The sequence below is a fragment of the Vibrio sp. 10N.222.52.B12 genome (assembly GCF_002875385.1).
Lineage (GTDB): Bacteria > Pseudomonadota > Gammaproteobacteria > Enterobacterales > Vibrionaceae > Vibrio > Vibrio jasicida.
The window spans coordinates 1-17,351 of record NZ_MDAW01000047.1 but is presented as its reverse complement, the minus strand read 5'-3'; the positions used below and the strand labels follow the sequence as shown (position 1 = coordinate 17,351).

Here is a 17,351-nt window from a genome sequence, read left to right as displayed (position 1 = left end):
TTTTAGAAACGCTCCGAGACCTAGACAGGGTTCAAGCCTAATTGAAGCTAAAGACGACGAGCTTGGGTCAATGCTTGGAGATTCGCAGAACCTGTACCAAAGCACGCTAAACGTAACTCTAATGCCATTTGTTCAAAGTGGTCGACGACAGATTGCGTGCTGATTGTCGCAGCTTTTAATACCGCACCAGCTTGGCCAACAAGGTTAGCACCAAGGTGTATCGCTTTTGCCGCTTCTAAGCCGTTATGTACGCCACCAGAGGCAATTAAAGGTAAGTTAGGGTATTGAGCGTGGATTTGCTCTAGACACTTGGCCGTTGGAATGCCCCAGTCACGAAATAGCTCCGCAGCGCGCTGCATCTTGTTGTCTGTTTGGCAGTAACCTTCAACCGCAGACCAACTCGTGCCACCAGCGCCCGCAACATCAATCGCATCCACACCCGCGTCCACAAGCTGCTTGGCTACTGCACCACTGATGCCAAAGCCGACCTCTTTGATGATCATCGGGACATCAACGCGCTGTTTTAGCTGCTCAATCGATTTAAGTACACCAATCCAATCATGGTCACCATTCTGCTGAAAGGCTTCTTGCATAGGGTTGAGATGCACAAATAAAGCGTCCGCTTGGATAAAGTCGACTGCACGTTGAGCGTTATCGAGACGTTGTTTATCTCTCAGTTGAGCGGCACCCAAGTTGGAATACAAAGGCACGCCTTTAGCGAGATCACGAATGGTTTTGCCCAAACCTGAATGTAGGCTGTCTTCTAGGCTCACTCGCTGCGAACCAACCCCCATCGCAATGCCCATTTCACTGGCCGCTTCTGCCAGACGACAGTTGATGATCTCTGCATCTTTTGCGCCACCCGTCATGGAACTGATCAAGAACGGCAGCGTCAATGAATGGCCAAGAAACTCGCTCGAAAGATCGATGGCGTTAAAGTCACATTCAGGCAATGCGCAATGCTCGAATTCGATAGACTCAAAGCCCGCCGTTTTGCTTTTCATGTTCATGTCATGATGTAAAACAGCGTCAAGATGTAAGTCTTTGCGATTAGATTGCGGAGCCATAATGTCACCCTAAAGTAAAACAGTCGCGCAGTATTGCGATCCTTGCCATTGTCGTCAATGCGAAAATTCGGAAATTGAACAATTTATTTACCGAATCGAGCCTTGTGCGCTCTCGCTTTATGACTAAGAAAGCATATCGAGGCGCTGCGTTTAAAACACTGCGCCTCACTGCTCTAATAAGCTTGGGTAACGATTAACAATGTTGCCACCCCGATGTGCCAAGAGTGGCAGTTCTCTGTGTCATTTAGGCTATTTAGCCTCGACGGATTGAATAAGCGCCACCACCGTGCTGGTTGTAGGTGGTATGAACTGGTCTGGATCATCACAGAATTGAATTTTGCCTTTCTCTTCAACATGGAAAAGCGGAATCACCAAATTGTCTTTGTGGTGCTCAAGGTAATCTTGGTAAGTGAAACTCTCACTCAGCTTAGTGTGTTTGATTTCAGCTCCTTGGCTCAACAAACTCGCCATTTGGGTGTAGCTGACGTTGCCGCCCATCAATAATTTGCCGTGATACTCTTCCGCAACCGAGTGTTTCTCATTGCCGTTAGATTTGGTTTTCTGCAGGCAATGTACTTTATCTTCGCCGAACTCGCCGACAAATTGCATACACGCCATGATATTGAAGTGTTGGTCTGGCGTCAGTGCCACCACTTGCCCAATACCAATCAGATTCAGGTTGTCATCAGCGTGGCTAGAGATCGGGTTACCGTAGTAATGGTCTAAACCCAGCATGCGAACTTGGCTAATGTAGTCCCAGTTCGAATCAGTGAGCAGAACTTTGCGATCGTATCTCGCCAGCGCTTTACCTATCTCTTGAGCCACTCGGTTTGCACCAATCAATAGGAAGCCTCTTGGCGCCGGCTCAGCCACACCCAACGCTTTAGCCATAGGGCGAGCCGTCGCACTTTGTAGTACCACCGTGCCAATGATCACCATGAAGGTCATTGGCACCAACAGCATGGCTTCTGAAATACCATATTCCGTCAGTTTGATGGCAAACAGGGATGAGATGGACGCCGCCACAATACCGCGCGGCGCAACCCAAGAGAGGAACAGCTTATCTTTGAAGGTTAAGTTGCTGCGAATGGTTGAAGCGAAAATCGAAAGTGGACGCGACACCAACTGCATAAAAACAAACAACAACACCGCACCACTACCGAGCGTAGCAAAATCATCAAGACTGATGCGCGCCGCCAAGAAGATGAATAACCCGGTGATCAACAATATGGTTAAGTGCTCTTTAAAGTGCAGGATCTGCTGAATATTGATGCCCTTGGCGTTCGCCAGCCACATCCCCATCACAGTAACGGTCAGTAGACCTGCTTCCGATTCCATTTGGTTAGAAATCGAGAACACACCGAGCACCACCATCAATACCGCAAAGGGCTGAAGGTATTCTGGCAACCAAGCTCTGCGCAAAACGGTAGACACCGCAGCACCAGAAGCGACACCGAGGATCAAGCCCACCGCAATGATGGTGCCAAACACTTCGACGCTGTTCACGGCATTGTGCGAAACGATGAACTCGTACACCATCACCACAAACAACGCACCTAATGGATCGATTAAGATTCCTTCCCAACGCAGAATATTGGCTAATTTGGAACTTGGGCGCACGGTTCTCAGCAATGGCACGATCACCGTTGGACCAGTCACAACGGTTAAACTGGCGAACAAAATCGCAAGCTCCCAAGTAAAATCAAGGAAATAGTGCGTCGCCACACTGGTGGCTACCCAAGAGATGATCGCGCCGACAGACACAATGCTCCACACCGAACCGCTCACACCACGAATCTCTTTAAAGTTTAGGGTTAGACTGCCCTCAAACAGAATCACCGCCACTGCGAGAGAGACTAAGGGAAAAAGTAAATCCCCGAGAATTTCATCGGGTTTGAGCCACTGTAAGAATGGCCCAACGATCAAACCTGCCAACAATAAGAATAAGATCGCCGGCAAACGCATCCGCCACGCTAACCATTGGCACCCTAAGCCAATAACCCCAACCGCCGACAGCACCAGAGCTTCGTTGCCCACTTGCATCAATTATCACCTAACATTTATGGTCGTTCTGATGAGCTCACGCTCTACACAATTTAAGACTTTGAAAACTATTATGAATATAGTGTAGAGCAGGCAAGCTGTCCGTGTTCTTCTAAATATGCGACTCCCTCTCAAATTTCTCTATCACTGTTGTATATCGCGTTATCTTGTAACACAGTGAACTAAGCTTAGCTAAGTTACTCAAAGTTAAGGATTCTGGAGCAGGGAAAGGGAGAACAGCAGTTGCTTACCTCATTGGCGGTTATTTTGGCGATTGTCGCCATACTCATTACATTAAAAGCGGTCGGACGAATATCGAGGCTAGAAGACGAAGTGTCTCAGCTTCATAAAGAACTGGCAGAGCTGCGTGCGCGTTGGTTTGAGAGAGATACATCACCGACTCCAGAGCCTAAGCACGGTGCTGCACCGCAGCAAGCAACAACACCTCCAGACAGTCCCGTACAACCCAATGCTCCAACGCCAAAACCAGTTTCAGAGCCAACAGCAGCGCCTCTGGCAGCCGAAGAAGTCTCACCTCCGATTGTTGAACCGAGTCTCCCTTCGCTCGATGAAGTTCATATCGGTGGTCTGGCACAAAGTAGTGAATCCGTGTTTGAGAAACAAGCCAATAAACTGCTGACCAACATCCAAGAAAACTGGTTGGTTTGGGTTGGCGCGCTCGCCATGTTGATTGGTGGTGGTTACCTTGTACAAGTGATTGGCAGTCACATTGAGTTCTCACCAATCATGCGCGTGACCATCGCATTCTCCATCTCACTTGCTACCGTGATAGCAGGTGAATGGTTCCATCGCCGCGAGCAGAAATCCCCAGACCGAGCAGGACGAGCGAAAGGCTTTACTTACGTTCCTTCCGCCATTACCGGAACAGGGTTAACTGGCATCTACTGCACGGTGATCTTTGCGTTTGTCTTCTATCAGCTCTTATCACCAAGTGCGTCACTGGTGATCTTGGCAGGCGCGGCATTTTCGAGCTTAGCGCTTTCTCTACGCCAAGGGCCTTTGATGGCCGTGCTTGGTTTAATCGGTGGTTATTCAGCCCCACTTTGGATTGGCGATGCAGAGCCCAACTATTACCTACTCGCGGGCTACATCACTGCAATTTCAGTTGCCGCAACGCTACTGATGCAAAAGATCCGACACGCTTGGATTTCACCATCTATTACCGTGCCACATATTTTGTGGATGTTGTTGCTGATTGAGAGCATGCCGATAGAGCAACTTTTCTCATGGCTTGCGATCTTCCTTTCTCTGAGTTTGTACCTGCTGTTTGCGGTGCCAAGAATGGGTTGGATGCTCAAACCGCGTTACCGTCATTGCCAAGGCAGATGGACACATCCACCGACAGGTATTGCTCTCGCGATGACATTATTAGTGCTGTCGGCATTAGCTCGCATGTCTAGCGTTGATACCGCTGAGATGATTTACTTCTATGCCTTCTTTACGACCATGATTTGGCTACCCGCAGTTCGTAAAACTTGGTCATTAAGAGTCTATTTACCATCGATATTGGTGCCTTCTACCGCGATCATGCTGCTTTCTATCGCGCTTGAATCCATTTACATGGCAGAAGGGCAAACGCCGGTACTGGTCGCACTCGGCGTCAGTATTGCGTTGATTGCACTGCGAACGTTAAGTCAGACACTGGCAAGTGATCGTTCGCAACTGACAGGCATCCTCTTCCTTGTACTTGTTCCTGCGATGACCTTGATTACCCTGCTCTACACATACGAGTTTATGAGCCGTCATGTTTTAGGTTGGACACTCTTCACCGCAGCGATTGCGGTTTACTACGCCTTACTCGGACAAAGGTTCAAAGCTCTGGCGCTGGAATGTTCTGCCATCATGCATGCCATCCTTGCCGGAACCGCTTTCGTTTGGCTGAATGACACATGGCTCACGACTGCCATTTCGATTCAAGTGGCGGTTATGGCGTTGCAGACTCAGGCCAACTTGTTCCGCCCTGCCAGTTGGGCAGTCAAAGTAGCTATGGGGATCTTGGTGGTTCGCCTAACCTTATTACCATTTATTCCAGAGTGGCAACCTATTGATTCACAGCATTGGGCTTGGGTATTAATGAGCTATTTACCTTCGTTAGTGATTCTTGCTTACGCTCGTACCGTTCTACATCGCTCAGATACTGACTTAGCAAATTGGTTTGAAGGGGCTTTTTTGCATGTGTTCTTAATGGCGATATTTACCCAAACCAACTACTGGTTAACAGGGCATTATGGCTATCTCGGCGATATGGATTTCACATCGGCCGTTGTATTTGCCAACCAAGCACTGGTGATGGGTTTGGTTTATAGCTATCGTAGCCAATTCGCACAGCAATTAGAGCGTGTTTATCAAGCATACAGTTACCTATTGTGGAGTGCTTTTGTTCTGTTTATTGCTTTACTCAACAGTGGCGAATCACCATTGATGGTCAACAACGTTTCTGCCGGAGCTATGCCACTGTTTAACATGCTGTCACTTGGTTGGTTACTGCCTGCAGCGCTCCTAATTGTTACCACTTACAAACGCTGGAACACATTACATATTCCATACACTTTCGTTGCTGGATTTGGTCTAACTCTGGCAGCCGTGTGGTTAGGTATGTCGATTCGTCAGTTCTGGCAACCAATCTCGATGACGCTTGAGCAACCTACGGGCATGGCAGAGCTGTTCACCTACTCGATTGCTGGCTTGATTGTTGGCGGCTTGCTAACCTGGGGAGGTGTCATGCGTAAAATGATGACGATTCAGCGCATCGGCTTGGCTGTGCTGGCTTGTGTCGCACTTAAAGTGTTCTTATGGGATGTTCGCTCACTAGACGGATTCTGGCGAGCCATCAGCTTCTTGGGCTTAGGCGCTTCATTGATTGCACTGGGTTGGTTGTTCCAGAAACTGAACCGTTCACTCGCCCACCCAACCGAAGCTCCACCCGAAGAGCAAACTGAATAGACGCTTAATCAAAGTCGCGATTCCCGATTGCAGTTATCATTGCTTTCGGGAATCGTTTGAATTGAATAACAAGCACTTGTCGTCAATTCAACCTTAAAACAACTGATAATATGCGGGTGAGTGGCCTTTTTGCATCGCATCGACCATTCGTAGTAAGTGTGGTAATGCATGTTGAAAGAACATCTCATACCCCTCGCATAACACATTATGCGACTCGCCTTGAGGCGTTTTAAGCAGACGATTTTTCGGGCAACCACCTTCGCACATCGGCAAAAAGTCACACTGCTTGCATTGGTTGGAAAGCTCATCTTGTTTTGCTTGTCCGAAGGCAAACTGCGCTTCACTGTTTACCATCTGACGGAGCGAGGTTTCTTGAAGTTGACCAAGCTTGTAGTCATCATAACCAAAGTGATCACAACTAAACACTTCACCGTTGGATTCGACCATCAATTGCTGACCACATTTCGCACTGTGATGACACATTTGGCTTGGATAACCCATCAATACCATCAAACAATTTTCAAAGAACTGAACGTAGACTTTACCCACATCTCCTTCGCGCCACACATCAAACACATCGCAAAGGAAGCGCCCCCACTGCTTGCCAGTTAATGTCCAGTCATGCTCACTACGGCGATCCAGTTCATGATCGATACATGGTTGAAATTGCAGATAATCACTGCCGTTCTCCTTGAGAAACTGGTAGATCATTTTGCCATGTTGATAGGTTTTATTATTCACCACAGTCAGCGTGTTAAATTCGACCTTTTGTCGCTTGAGGTGTTTGACTCCTCGCATAGTGCGCTCAAACGAAGAGTTTCCTTGCTTATCAATACGGGCGATATCATTGAGCAAGTTAGGGCCGTCAATACTGATACCGATCATGAAGTTATTTTGATGGAAAAACTCGGCCCAGCGAGCGTTGATCAAGGTGCCATTCGTTTGCAATGTATTGATGACTTTCTTGCCTTTATTGTAGCGCTCTTGTAAATCAACCACCTCTTGATAGAACCCTAACCCACTGAGCAGCGGTTCGCCTCCATGCCAAATAAAATCAACTTGTGATGCACCATCAGGTTGAGCATCAATATGAGCACGAACCAGTGACTCTAGCAATTGACGGTCCATCGTCGGTGAATTTGGATCTTCATGTTTTAAGTAATAACAGTAGTGGCAATCCAGATTGCATTTTCCTCCCTCAGCTTTAATGAACAAGCTATAAGGTAATGACGATGACATAGCGAAACCCCAAAAAGAAAAACGGTAGCCACTTAAATGGCATAACCTCGCCAGTATAAAAAACACTCTTGCTCAAACCGAATTATAAATCCCTATACCTTGTATTAACTCTTTCAATTTTCGTTTGGTTCATACGGTTGTTATCTTGGTTTTTTTACCAAATGTGACGACAAAACCATCACCGTCTAAGAGGTTCTATGCTGTTAAAACGATCTTTCGCATTACTGCCATTAACGCTTACCCTAGCTCATAGTTATCCAGTACAAGCTGCTCCCCCAAAACAAAGCACCTCATCTGCAGAAGAAGAATTGGCATACACACTCGGTGTAGAGGCAATGATTTACGGCGCTGGCCCATTAACGGTTGCCATGGTTCGACAAACCTCCACGTCCGTAGATAAGCCCATGGACAACGGGATGGCACCACTAAACCAAATGGGCAAAACCTATAGATTAATGGGACCAAAGGACAACATTGTTCCTACCGTTAATAACGACACCCTCTACTCACAATCTCACATCAACTTAGACCAAACCGGCCCTTTAGTTCTTGAGATCCCAAAAACCGATGACCGCTACTTTATCGTTCAACTACTGGACGATTACTCAGAAGCGATTGACAATTTGATTGCCAGTAACGTTGGCACGAAAGGCAGTAAAGTGTTACTGGTCAACAAAGGTTGGAAAGGCAGAGTACCTGCTGGGATCGATAAAGTCATCGAGTCGCGCACACCAATGATTTGGTACATCCAACGAATAGCAGTCGCGGGTAATAAAGATCTAAATACAGCGAAAGCCGTCCACAAACAGTTTATTAACTACCCATTGTCGGAGTTGGGAGAAAATCATTCCGCCGCGCCGTTGGCAAAATCTTCCAAAGCGATTCCAGCACCGAAATTGCCACAGGGACTAGATTGGTATGCTGCCATCGACAATGAGATCCGCCAAAACCCATTGCCAGAAGACAACGCAATGGTGGAGCAATTCAAATACATTGGTATTGGCGGAGAAAAGCCGTTCGATCCTACGATTCTTTCTAAGGCACAGAAACGTGGTTTGCTGCGTGCACTTGAAAGCTCACAAAACATTATTAAATGGGCGAGTCGCTCTGTAGGCACTAAGAACAACGGTTGGTCGATGATGTATGAAGGTGGCCGTTACGGCAGCGATTACCTTAGCCGAGCAACCATCAACTATCGAGCGGCGGGGCTGAATACACCAGAGCGCGCTTTATATCCGAACCGTTACACCGACTCAGATAATCAACAACTCAATGGCAAAAATCAATACCGGATGACCATGCCAGTTAACCCACCTGCTAACGCTTTCTGGTCTCTGACTATGTATGATGCCAAGCATCTATTTATGGTCGATAATCCGATCGATCGCTACTCCATATCTAGCTTGAGAAAAGACGAACTGCAATACAACCAAGATGGTTCACTGACCGTCTGTATTCAACACGACAAGCCGAGCGATAAACAATGTAACTGGCTACCTGCACCTGAAGGCGATTTTTACTTACACATGCGTTTGTATGAGCCGTCAAAAGAGATTCTTAATAACCAGTATTCGCTGCCACAAGTCACTAAGACTCAATAATAACACCACTTTTTCTAACGACACTGCCTCGCGAATACTCTGCTAAGCGAGGTAGTGCCGTTTTAAGAGGACGACCTTTTAATGAACAAACCCTTTTCACTCTCCCTTATTGCCAGTGGCTTACTCTTCGCCTTTCAAGCCAATGCAGCAGGTACGCTTGTTTCTGAGATGAGCCAAATGTCGGTCAGTACCGCAGGTGCTGGCGGTGCCGTTGTCGCAGAAAATGCATCCGTCGCTTTCAGTAATCCTGCAGGTATGTCTTACCTAGATACTCCATCTCTTTCGGTAAATCTCGCTGCGATGGCGCTTGATATCAACTACGACGACAATGATGCTAGCCAGAGTGCGAACGACGCTGGCGGATTTCAGCCTTATGGCTCTATTTATTATGCGCAGCCTCTATCGGACAAGATTCATATTGGAATGAGCTTTGCTGCTCAAGGCGGCAGTGCATTAGATTATGGCACTGACTACGCCGGGAAAATGGAGCTTAACGATTTACGCTTGAGCGTGCTTCAGTTTAACCCAAGCTTCTCTTATCAAATTAATCCGCGCTGGTCTGTGGGGATGGGGTTGCAAATCGACTACGCCACTTATGAACAAAATCTCCTCATTGATCACGCACACTTAGAGACAGATTCTTGGACGCTTGGCTATAACTTAGGGGCTATGTTTCAGATTGACGAAGATAACCGCCTTGGATTGGCCTATCGTTCTGAGATGAACCATGACCTAACCGGAAAGCTCAATACCGATGCATTTCGTTATCATATTACAGGGCCGATTTATAAAGACGTTCCAGCAATGTCTGGACAAGCTGGAGTGACGGTCCTGAACCCTCGTCAATTGGAGCTCTCTGGTTTACATCAAATCACGACACCGCTCAGTTTAGTTTGGAGCCTTGGCTTTGAACAATGGAGTGAGAATAAATCCACTCATGTTGAAATTAACGACGACCGATTCACTCAAATACCACGAAACTTTGAAGACGTTTGGTCAGCCGCAATTGGCGCAAGATACCAACTCACACCAAAACTAAGGCTAGAAACGGGCGTGGGATTCGCTTCTTCGCCTCTTGATGAGGCAAGCATGCAGGCGGCCGATCTCCCAGTCGATAGCCAACATAGATACAGCATTGGGATGAACTACCAGTGGAGCTCAACAATCAACTTAAGCGGCTATTACAGCTATGTCGATTATGGCGACCCAGATATTTCTACAGACACCATGCAAGGCCAGTTCGATAACCAGAATCAGTTTTTTGGTTTACTCGTAAACATGGCTTTTTAGAAATTTAGTTTCGAGAGTTGTTTTAGATTATGGTTTGGACCGTGACCACCGCTTAAATAACATATTGATTTATAAAAAAGGGGAAGTGAACAACTCACTTCCTCTTTAATATTGCTTTCTAACTACATCACTACTTCTTGCTATCCACAATACTGTGGTCAGACATACCGATGCCACCTGACTTTTGCGCGGGTGGGAACTCTTTCATCGATTTCTGGAATTTAGCCATCTCTTTCTGAATGATTGGCACAGCCCAAGAGCGCTCTTTCATCCATAAGAACCAACCGCGAGTTTCCGGTGAACGTTCGTATGGGTCCGCTTTAATATCCATTAAGATACCCAAAGGCCAATTCTTCGCTGGCTCAACCCACTCCGTTTTGGTCTTCAAATGCACTTTCCACTTACCAACACGAACCGCATTCAAATCCGTTTCGTTAAAGTAGAAGAACTCTTTACGTGGGCTCTTCTCCCCCTTAGTCAGCATGTCCAACTGGTTGTAACCATCAAGGTGCGCTTTAAAGCTTGTTCCGTTGATTTTGGTTCCGTTCAACAGCTTTTGCTTGATGTTATCTTCACCCGCAGCCGCCATTAGAGTTGGAACCCAATCTTCCGAAGTCATGAATTCGCCAGTGTATTGGCCTTCAGGGATATGGCCCGGCCAACTGACGAGCATTGGCACACGGAATGCGCCATCCCACGTCGTGCCCTTCTGACCTTTAAATTGTGCTGAGCCAGCCATCGGCCAATGATCCAAGTTGATACCGTTGTCTGCAGTGAACATGATAATGGTGTTATCGGTTAAACCTTCTTTGTCCAGTTTATCCAATAGCACACCAACTTGATCATCCAACTCTTTCAGTGCATCGAAATATTCAGTGTGTCCACTCGCACCGAGATATTCGTCTTTAACATGAATCTGTTGGTGCATACGAGATGGGTTAAACCACATGAAGAATGGCTTATCCGGCGCGTTTGCCTGATGCTCATCAATCCAGTTTGTAGCGAAATCAACAAACTCATCGTCAACATGCTTCATACGTTCACTGGTGAGCGGACCTTTGTCTTCAATTTTTTGTTTACCAACCGTGCCCCAACGTGGGTCTTTACTACTATCGAACTTATCCGTTGCAACAGAGTGAATGACATTACGTGGTCGACCTACAAAATTAGGATCTTGTGGAAACTCTGGTTGTTCTGGCATTTCCATTACATTCAAGTGATAAAGAAAGCCAAAGAACTCATCGAAGCCATGGCGAGTCAGTAGAAACTTGTTGCGATCACCGATGTGATCCTTACCCACCGCAACGGTTGAATAGCCCTTGTCCTTCAACATCTGCGCTAAAGTCGGTGTTTGATCTTGAATACCTATATTTGAACCCGGTTGACCAACCGTCGTTAATCCAGTTCGAATAGGATATTGACCCGTAATGAAAGCAGAACGGCCAGCTGTAGAACTGCCTTGAGCGTAATAATCGCTGACCATCATACCGCTCTTAGCAATGCGATCGATATTGGGTGTTTCAATCGCACCCAAGCCTCGGTGATATGCAGAAATGTCTGCTGGGCTCACATCATCAACCATGATGGTTACGATATTCGGCTGACCTGATGCCGCCACAACATGAAACGATGCGCTCGATGCAATGGCGAGTGCTAACAAAGATTTTTTCATAATACGACTACCCTACCTTTCAATTATTGTGTTGATGATTCGGTGGTGATGGCTGGAACCGTCCACTTCATATCGAGAATCGGCTTAGATGGAATATACAGACGAGTGATGACGTAGAAGCCACCTTCAGGCGTAGCAAGCCAGTTACTTTGCTTCACACCTGCTGGTTTTTGATGAGATAGGATCAGATCAAACGATCCATCTTTATTTTTCTGTAAAGGGGATTGGCTATTGAGCGCATAGCGCTGTAAAGCGTTATCGATCAGCATTTTGCTTTTCGCGTCATACACTGTGACCGACCAGAAAGCACCAACAGGCGGCGCTTGATCAAAATGCATGGTGTAGTTCTTTTTACCTGTTAGCGGCGCACCTTTGGCATCGGTATACGCCAATGGATAAAGCGCTTCGATAGCCCCTTGACCTCCTAGATAAGGATGCGCAATCATGGAACGTAACGCGTTGTCATCACCAAATTGATCAAGAACAAATGAGTAATTCCAACCGTCTTTATTGATGATATTGGCTGGGTTACCGATTTGGGCACTGACAATACCCTCACCATCTTTAATTGCTTTCGCCAAAGCTTGTTGCGTTTGAGGGGTAAGGCGAGAACGGTCAAAGCCATCTTTGGTTAAACCAATCTTCGCAAACTGCCCCAATAGAGCGCGTTGACGTTCATCGACAGGGTTCGCTTTTAGGTATTCTCCAAGCTCGACAAAAAATCTCAATGGATCTGAGTCATCACCAGGTTGCTTTGCCAACGCTTTGGTTTCAACGTGCTTCGCTTTTCCTTCATAAACCGCCAACGGCGTTAACTTGTAATCATCTTGAATCGCATGAACGGCGGGATAGTCTTGTTCACCAAAGACTTGTGTACGTCCCCATAACCACACTTTGGTCGTTGGTGCTTCAACCACCGTCAAATCGTAGGGAAGATCTGTTGGCTTTTCCCAACCCGGAGGCACAATAAGGTATTGATGAGGTTGACTGCCCGTTGCCCTTGTACCCACGTACTTGAATAGGTTATGCCACATATCAAATAGGTCGATCACGTAGTAACGGTCTTTGACTTCTGGCACTGATAGTACGATTGGACCTTGGCTTAAATCGAGAATGGCACTGGAGTAGAGTGTGTCTTGGTTTGCCGTTGGCATATCCGTATCCGCCGGACCAGGCAATTGACGAGCGTGCCCAAATTGGTTGAGAGGTGCTCGATAACTTGTTGCAGCTTGCGGTTTAGAAACATCGGTATATTGCCGAGCAATGCGTTCAAGTCGAACTAAGGTCGATCCCCAAAGGTAAGCATTTACACCTAATGTGTAGGATTCGGTATTCAGTGCTTGGCTTATTTGTTCTGCTACCGGAGTCGGTGTTGCTTCTGCTGCATAAACAGAGGTATAGGTTGAACAACTACATACCAATAGTGTTCCTGTCACCCATTTGGTTAAAGTGTGCTTCATAAGATTTCTCCTCTTTCAGCACACTTTATCTAAATTCGTTTTTTCCTTTTTCTATACCATCTATTAAGAAATATAATAGGGATTGCACGAAGCTATTAACTTATGACAAACGCATCTAAACTTCGGTTTCTTCTAATGTGAGTTTGATTTGATTTTCAAGCCAATCTGTCAGAGGATGACGACGATGACGTTGGTGGGTAAACAACGCCATATGGCGACGATGATGACTGGGGATAATATGCTCGGGAAGCGGCATAAAGCGGAACTCTTCACCAAGCACACTTAGAAAGCGTTGCGGTAAGATGCCAATATAATCGCTCTGTTTAAGGAGTTGGAGCATAAGGCTTAAATCCCCAACTCGAGCATTAATGTTCTTATCAATTTTATGTTGATGAAGCACTTTCTCTGCTTGAGAGGCAGCGTTGCTGCCGGGAATCGCACAGATGCAAATTGGATAATCGACAATCTCTTCAATCACACTGTCTTTGAGAGGGTGTTCCACTCGCATCAACAAGCCAAACTTATCAGCCCCCAAGTCTCGTTGAACCAAACTCTTATTGGTTTCTAAAGGTAAATAAGTTACTCCCCAACTACGGCGATGTGAATCGAGTTTAGTCACTGTGTCTAGATCCCATTGTTGACATTGCACGGTTAGGTTGGGAGTGAGTTCCGTTAGTTTTTTTATCAGCGGAACACCAAGCAGTGTAAGTAATGGAGGAGCAAAATAAAGCTCGATCTCTTCTTCTTCAGAGTGGATATCCCATTGGGTATTCTCTAGATAAAGGGAATCTAATTGATCCAGCACAGTCGGCAGGGTTTGTAGGATTTTCTCACACTTGGGTGTCGGCTCTAGGGTGTTCTTGTCACGAACAAACAACGGATCATCAAACTGTTCTCTTAATTTACGCAGCATCACACTGATGGTTGGCTGACTCAGGTTCAGTTGCTTAGCGGCAAGTACGGTTTGCCTTTCTTCTGCCAACACCAACAATACATGCAAGAGATTGTAGTCTTTACCCATTTCGTTTCCATCCTAAGTTAATCAACTCATTATCATTCAATAAGTTGGATTATGCATGTCAAGACGGTGAAAAATTTTCTGGCTTCGCTAAGTTACTTTGAAATAAGCTCATTTAACGCTTAACGTTAGAGCCCGATTTATCTATATATTTGACTCTGTTGCGTAATTTGGTTGAACTAAGTCAAAAAGTGACAAGCTGAGCCTCTACACACATTAATTCTCGTCACTCAGTTAGATCGAGAGGAAGGTGTTTTTCGCTACAATCGAACACTTGAACTTGTTCAATGTCATTATGCAACGAAGAGCATTGCTATTTCCATTATGACAACTTCCTCACAACGTTTTGCCATCAATATCAATTCGCCCTTCAGCGGCATCCACTACAGAAGCCGTAGTAAAAATATGAAGAAACCTATACTTAAAGATAATAAAATTTCCTAATTCTCATTTGTGGTAATATTCAATTCAAGATTACGACTTTTGTTTTTGAAATAATTAAAACCAATTCCATTCATGATAAACCTATTGCACATGTCAATTTATCGATAAATAAGTCAGTGTTTTTACACCATTAATTAAGCCCCAATAAAAAAGAACAAGCCCTTCAAAACACACCTTTAATTTACACTCATTTACACTAGTTTAAGTAGATACTTACACAGCTTTAGAATATTTTTACTATGCTGAAGTTAACGTTGAGAAAATTTGTCAATGTTAAGCTTTAGTTACGTCTCCCTACTTAAACTTATGTAAGGCAATCTCAATGATAATACTCCGTATATTAACGTGTTTTTTATTGCTCGCTAATATAGTCGCCTGTGATGATAACAATGAAAATACAGTTCAACGTAGCCCTACGTCGGTTGATGTTATTCAAGTTAAACACGAAAAATACCACCCATCGGTTGAATTACCTGGACGCGTCCGAGCCCTTAAAGAGTCAGAAGTTCGTCCTCAAGTAACAGGAATTATTCAAGAGCGTTTGTACACCGAAGGGAAAAGGGTAACAGCAGGGGAAACCCTTTACAAGATCGACCCCGCCACATACGAAGCCAATGTAAAAAATGCTGAGGCAAACCTCAAAAAAGCCAAGGCTGACCGAAATGTCGCCCAGAAAACATTGAGTAGATACGAAGAGCTAGCCAGTAAGAAACTAGCAAGTCAACAAGATTATGACGATGCCAAAGCCACTTACGAGCAAGCAAAAGCAGAGGTAGATGTAGCAAAAGCAAATTTAGACTACCAAAACATCTTATTATCTTACACCAACGTTAAAGCCCCTATCTCCGGCAGAATTGGGATATCGACAGTTTCCGAAGGGGCCTTGGTGACTGCAGAACAATCTTCTTATTTAACAACTATTAAACAGTTTGATTATGTTTATGTGGATATGACACAGTCTTCTCTTGAATTACAAAAAATACGAAAAGATTTAATTGGACTCCAAAAGAAAGATGACACAACAGTCTCTGTATCTATAAAGCTTGAAGATGGTAGCCAATACGAACCAATTGGCGAGCTTGAGTCTTCTGATATTACAGTAGATGAATCAACCAGTAGCGTGACATTGCGCGCTATTATTCCAAACCCTAAAAGACAACTCTTACCAGGTATATTTGTTCGAGCAACAATTCAGGGACCAGAGGCCTCCAACATAATCTTAATTCCCCAAAGAACCGTGATCCGTAACACCAATGGGAATCCATTTGTTTATGTCGCGAATAATGATAACCATGCAATCAAGAAGGAAATCAAGTTAGGCAGAGAAGTAGGGACTAATTGGGAGATCCTTGAAGGGCTCAGTGAAGGGGATAAAGTCATCATTAACGGTTTCCAAAAACTAGAAGACGGTGCGCCTATAACTATCGATAGTGTTTTACCAGCAAACCAAAATACCGAGTTTTAAATATGTCTACATTTTTTCTAAAGCGACCAATTTTTGCTTGGGTTATCTCAATTGTGATCATGTTAGGCGGCGTTTTCGCTATTCGCTCATTGCCGATAGCCCAGTACCCAACGGTAGCGCCTCCTGCTATTCAAATTAGTGCAACCTACCCCGGAGCCTCAGCTGAAGATATAGAAGACAGCGTCACACAAGTTATTGAACAAGGAATGACAGGCCTTGACAACTTGTTGTACATGTCGTCAGTCAGTGATTCCTCCGGCAGTGTCACTATCACATTAACCTTCAGCGCAGAGACGGATCCCGATACTGCGCAAGTTCAAGTACAAAATAATCTACAACAAGTAGAAAGTGGATTGCCTGCTGAAGTACAAGCGCAAGGTGTTTCAGTCCGTAAAAGCACTTCAGGCTTTATCTCTACGATTGCAATTTATTCCCCCGATGGCAGCATTAGTACAGGTGACATTCAAGACTACGTTAACTCGTATGTAAAAGATCCAATCAGTCGTGTAAACGGCGTGGGTGATGTTCGGGTGTTTGGTCCTTCTTACGCTATGCGCATTTGGCTAGATCCAAATAAACTTAACAGCTTCAAAATGACACCCAATGACGTCTATGAGGCAGTGTCAAAGCAAAACACTCAAGTTACTTTAGGGCAATTAGGTGGCGTACCTGCAGCAAAAAACCAGCAGTTCAACGCAACTGTAAAAGCGAAGAGCTTGCTAACTTCTACAGATGAGTTCAAAAATATCCTTTTAAAAGTGAATGCCGATGGCTCCCAAGTTCGCTTGCAAGATGTCGCCAAAGTAGAGCTATCAAGTGAAGACTTCAGCGTAATTCCGACCTTTAATGGGAAAGGGACATCCGGATTAGGTATCACTTTGGCTTCTGGTGCAAACGTAATTGATACACAAGCAGCGGTCGATTCTAAAATAGCTGAGTTATCCAAAAGCTTTCCAGAAGGCTTGAAAGTAACAAAAGCGATGGATACAACTCCATTTATAAAACTTTCTATAGAAGAGGTGGTAAAAACCTTAATAGAAGCAATAATCCTCGTTTTCTTTGTCATGCGGCTTTGTTGCGTAATTCCT

General features: G+C 45.3%; 11 protein-coding genes. 5 read left to right on the top strand and 6 right to left on the bottom strand.

Features of this window, described 5'->3' with window-relative positions; translation table 11 throughout:
* Window positions 1-47 precede the first annotated feature (47 nt).
* Together fni and BCT11_RS03330 are read right to left on the bottom strand one after the other, a co-directional pair.
* Window positions 48-1,067, bottom strand: a complete 1,020-nt coding sequence (fni, locus tag BCT11_RS03335; protein WP_038868297.1) for a type 2 isopentenyl-diphosphate Delta-isomerase — start codon at window positions 1,065-1,067, stop codon at window positions 48-50.
* 249 nt (window positions 1,068-1,316) lie between these two features.
* Complete coding sequence (locus BCT11_RS03330; RefSeq protein WP_102387121.1) at window positions 1,317-3,110, bottom strand: sodium:proton antiporter; 1,794 nt, start codon at window positions 3,108-3,110, stop codon at window positions 1,317-1,319.
* Window positions 3,111-3,353: 243 nt separating this feature from the next.
* Here BCT11_RS03330 and BCT11_RS03325 point away from each other — a divergent pair, with 243 nt between their 5' ends.
* Window positions 3,354-6,074, top strand: coding sequence for a DUF2339 domain-containing protein (locus BCT11_RS03325; protein WP_102387119.1), 2,721 nt, complete (start codon window positions 3,354-3,356; stop codon window positions 6,072-6,074).
* A 93-nt stretch (window positions 6,075-6,167) separates the two neighbouring features.
* On the opposite strand, the gene BCT11_RS03320 is transcribed toward BCT11_RS03325, so the two are convergent.
* Window positions 6,168-7,313, bottom strand: a complete 1,146-nt coding sequence (locus tag BCT11_RS03320; protein WP_102387117.1) for an anaerobic sulfatase maturase — start codon at window positions 7,311-7,313, stop codon at window positions 6,168-6,170.
* A gap of 197 nt (window positions 7,314-7,510) precedes the next feature.
* On the opposite strand from BCT11_RS03320, the gene BCT11_RS03315 reads away from it, so the two are divergent.
* A complete protein-coding gene (locus BCT11_RS03315; protein WP_102387115.1) occupies window positions 7,511-8,914 on the top strand; it encodes a DUF1214 domain-containing protein in 1,404 nt (467 codons plus the stop codon).
* A gap of 81 nt (window positions 8,915-8,995) precedes the next feature.
* Window positions 8,996-10,204, top strand: coding sequence for an outer membrane protein transport protein (locus BCT11_RS03310; RefSeq protein ID WP_102387113.1), 1,209 nt, complete (start codon window positions 8,996-8,998; stop codon window positions 10,202-10,204).
* A 130-nt stretch (window positions 10,205-10,334) separates the two neighbouring features.
* Here BCT11_RS03310 and BCT11_RS03305 read toward each other — a convergent pair whose 3' ends face one another.
* The 3 genes from BCT11_RS03305 to BCT11_RS03295 all read right to left on the bottom strand — a co-directional run bounded on the left by BCT11_RS03305 (window position 10,335) and on the right by BCT11_RS03295 (window position 14,357).
* Window positions 10,335-11,876, bottom strand: a complete 1,542-nt coding sequence (locus tag BCT11_RS03305) for a sulfatase-like hydrolase/transferase (RefSeq protein WP_102387096.1) — start codon at window positions 11,874-11,876, stop codon at window positions 10,335-10,337.
* Window positions 11,877-11,899: 23 nt separating this feature from the next.
* Window positions 11,900-13,336: a DUF1254 domain-containing protein gene (locus BCT11_RS03300; protein WP_102387095.1), complete on the bottom strand. Its 1,437-nt coding sequence runs from the start codon at window positions 13,334-13,336 to the stop codon at window positions 11,900-11,902.
* A 115-nt stretch (window positions 13,337-13,451) separates the two neighbouring features.
* Complete coding sequence (locus BCT11_RS03295; RefSeq protein ID WP_102387094.1) at window positions 13,452-14,357, bottom strand: LysR family transcriptional regulator; 906 nt, start codon at window positions 14,355-14,357, stop codon at window positions 13,452-13,454.
* Between the two features lie 763 nt (window positions 14,358-15,120).
* Here BCT11_RS03295 and BCT11_RS03290 point away from each other — a divergent pair.
* Entirely contained in the window at window positions 15,121-16,263 is a 1,143-nt protein-coding gene (locus BCT11_RS03290; RefSeq protein WP_102387093.1) for an efflux RND transporter periplasmic adaptor subunit, read from the top strand.
* A 2-nt stretch (window positions 16,264-16,265) separates the two neighbouring features.
* Window positions 16,266-17,351: efflux RND transporter permease subunit (locus tag BCT11_RS03285; RefSeq protein WP_198593905.1), on the top strand; the 1,086-nt coding region annotated here is incomplete at its 3' end.

What these genes read in the sequence shown, in the direction of transcription:
- fni (WP_038868297.1), bottom strand. Translation starts at nt 1,067, where the DNA reads ATGGCTCCGCAATCTAATCGCAAAGACTTACATCTTGACGCTGTTTTA.
- BCT11_RS03330 (WP_102387121.1), bottom strand. Translation starts at nt 3,110, where the DNA reads ATGCAAGTGGGCAACGAAGCTCTGGTGCTGTCGGCGGTTGGGGTTATT.
- BCT11_RS03320 (WP_102387117.1), bottom strand. Translation starts at nt 7,313, where the DNA reads ATGTCATCGTCATTACCTTATAGCTTGTTCATTAAAGCTGAGGGAGGA.
- BCT11_RS03315 (WP_102387115.1), top strand. Translation starts at nt 7,511, where the DNA reads ATGCTGTTAAAACGATCTTTCGCATTACTGCCATTAACGCTTACCCTA.
- BCT11_RS03310 (WP_102387113.1), top strand. Translation starts at nt 8,996, where the DNA reads ATGAACAAACCCTTTTCACTCTCCCTTATTGCCAGTGGCTTACTCTTC.
- BCT11_RS03305 (WP_102387096.1), bottom strand. Translation starts at nt 11,876, where the DNA reads ATGAAAAAATCTTTGTTAGCACTCGCCATTGCATCGAGCGCATCGTTT.
- BCT11_RS03300 (WP_102387095.1), bottom strand. Translation starts at nt 13,336, where the DNA reads ATGAAGCACACTTTAACCAAATGGGTGACAGGAACACTATTGGTATGT.
- BCT11_RS03295 (WP_102387094.1), bottom strand. Translation starts at nt 14,357, where the DNA reads ATGGGTAAAGACTACAATCTCTTGCATGTATTGTTGGTGTTGGCAGAA.
- BCT11_RS03290 (WP_102387093.1), top strand. Translation starts at nt 15,121, where the DNA reads ATGATAATACTCCGTATATTAACGTGTTTTTTATTGCTCGCTAATATA.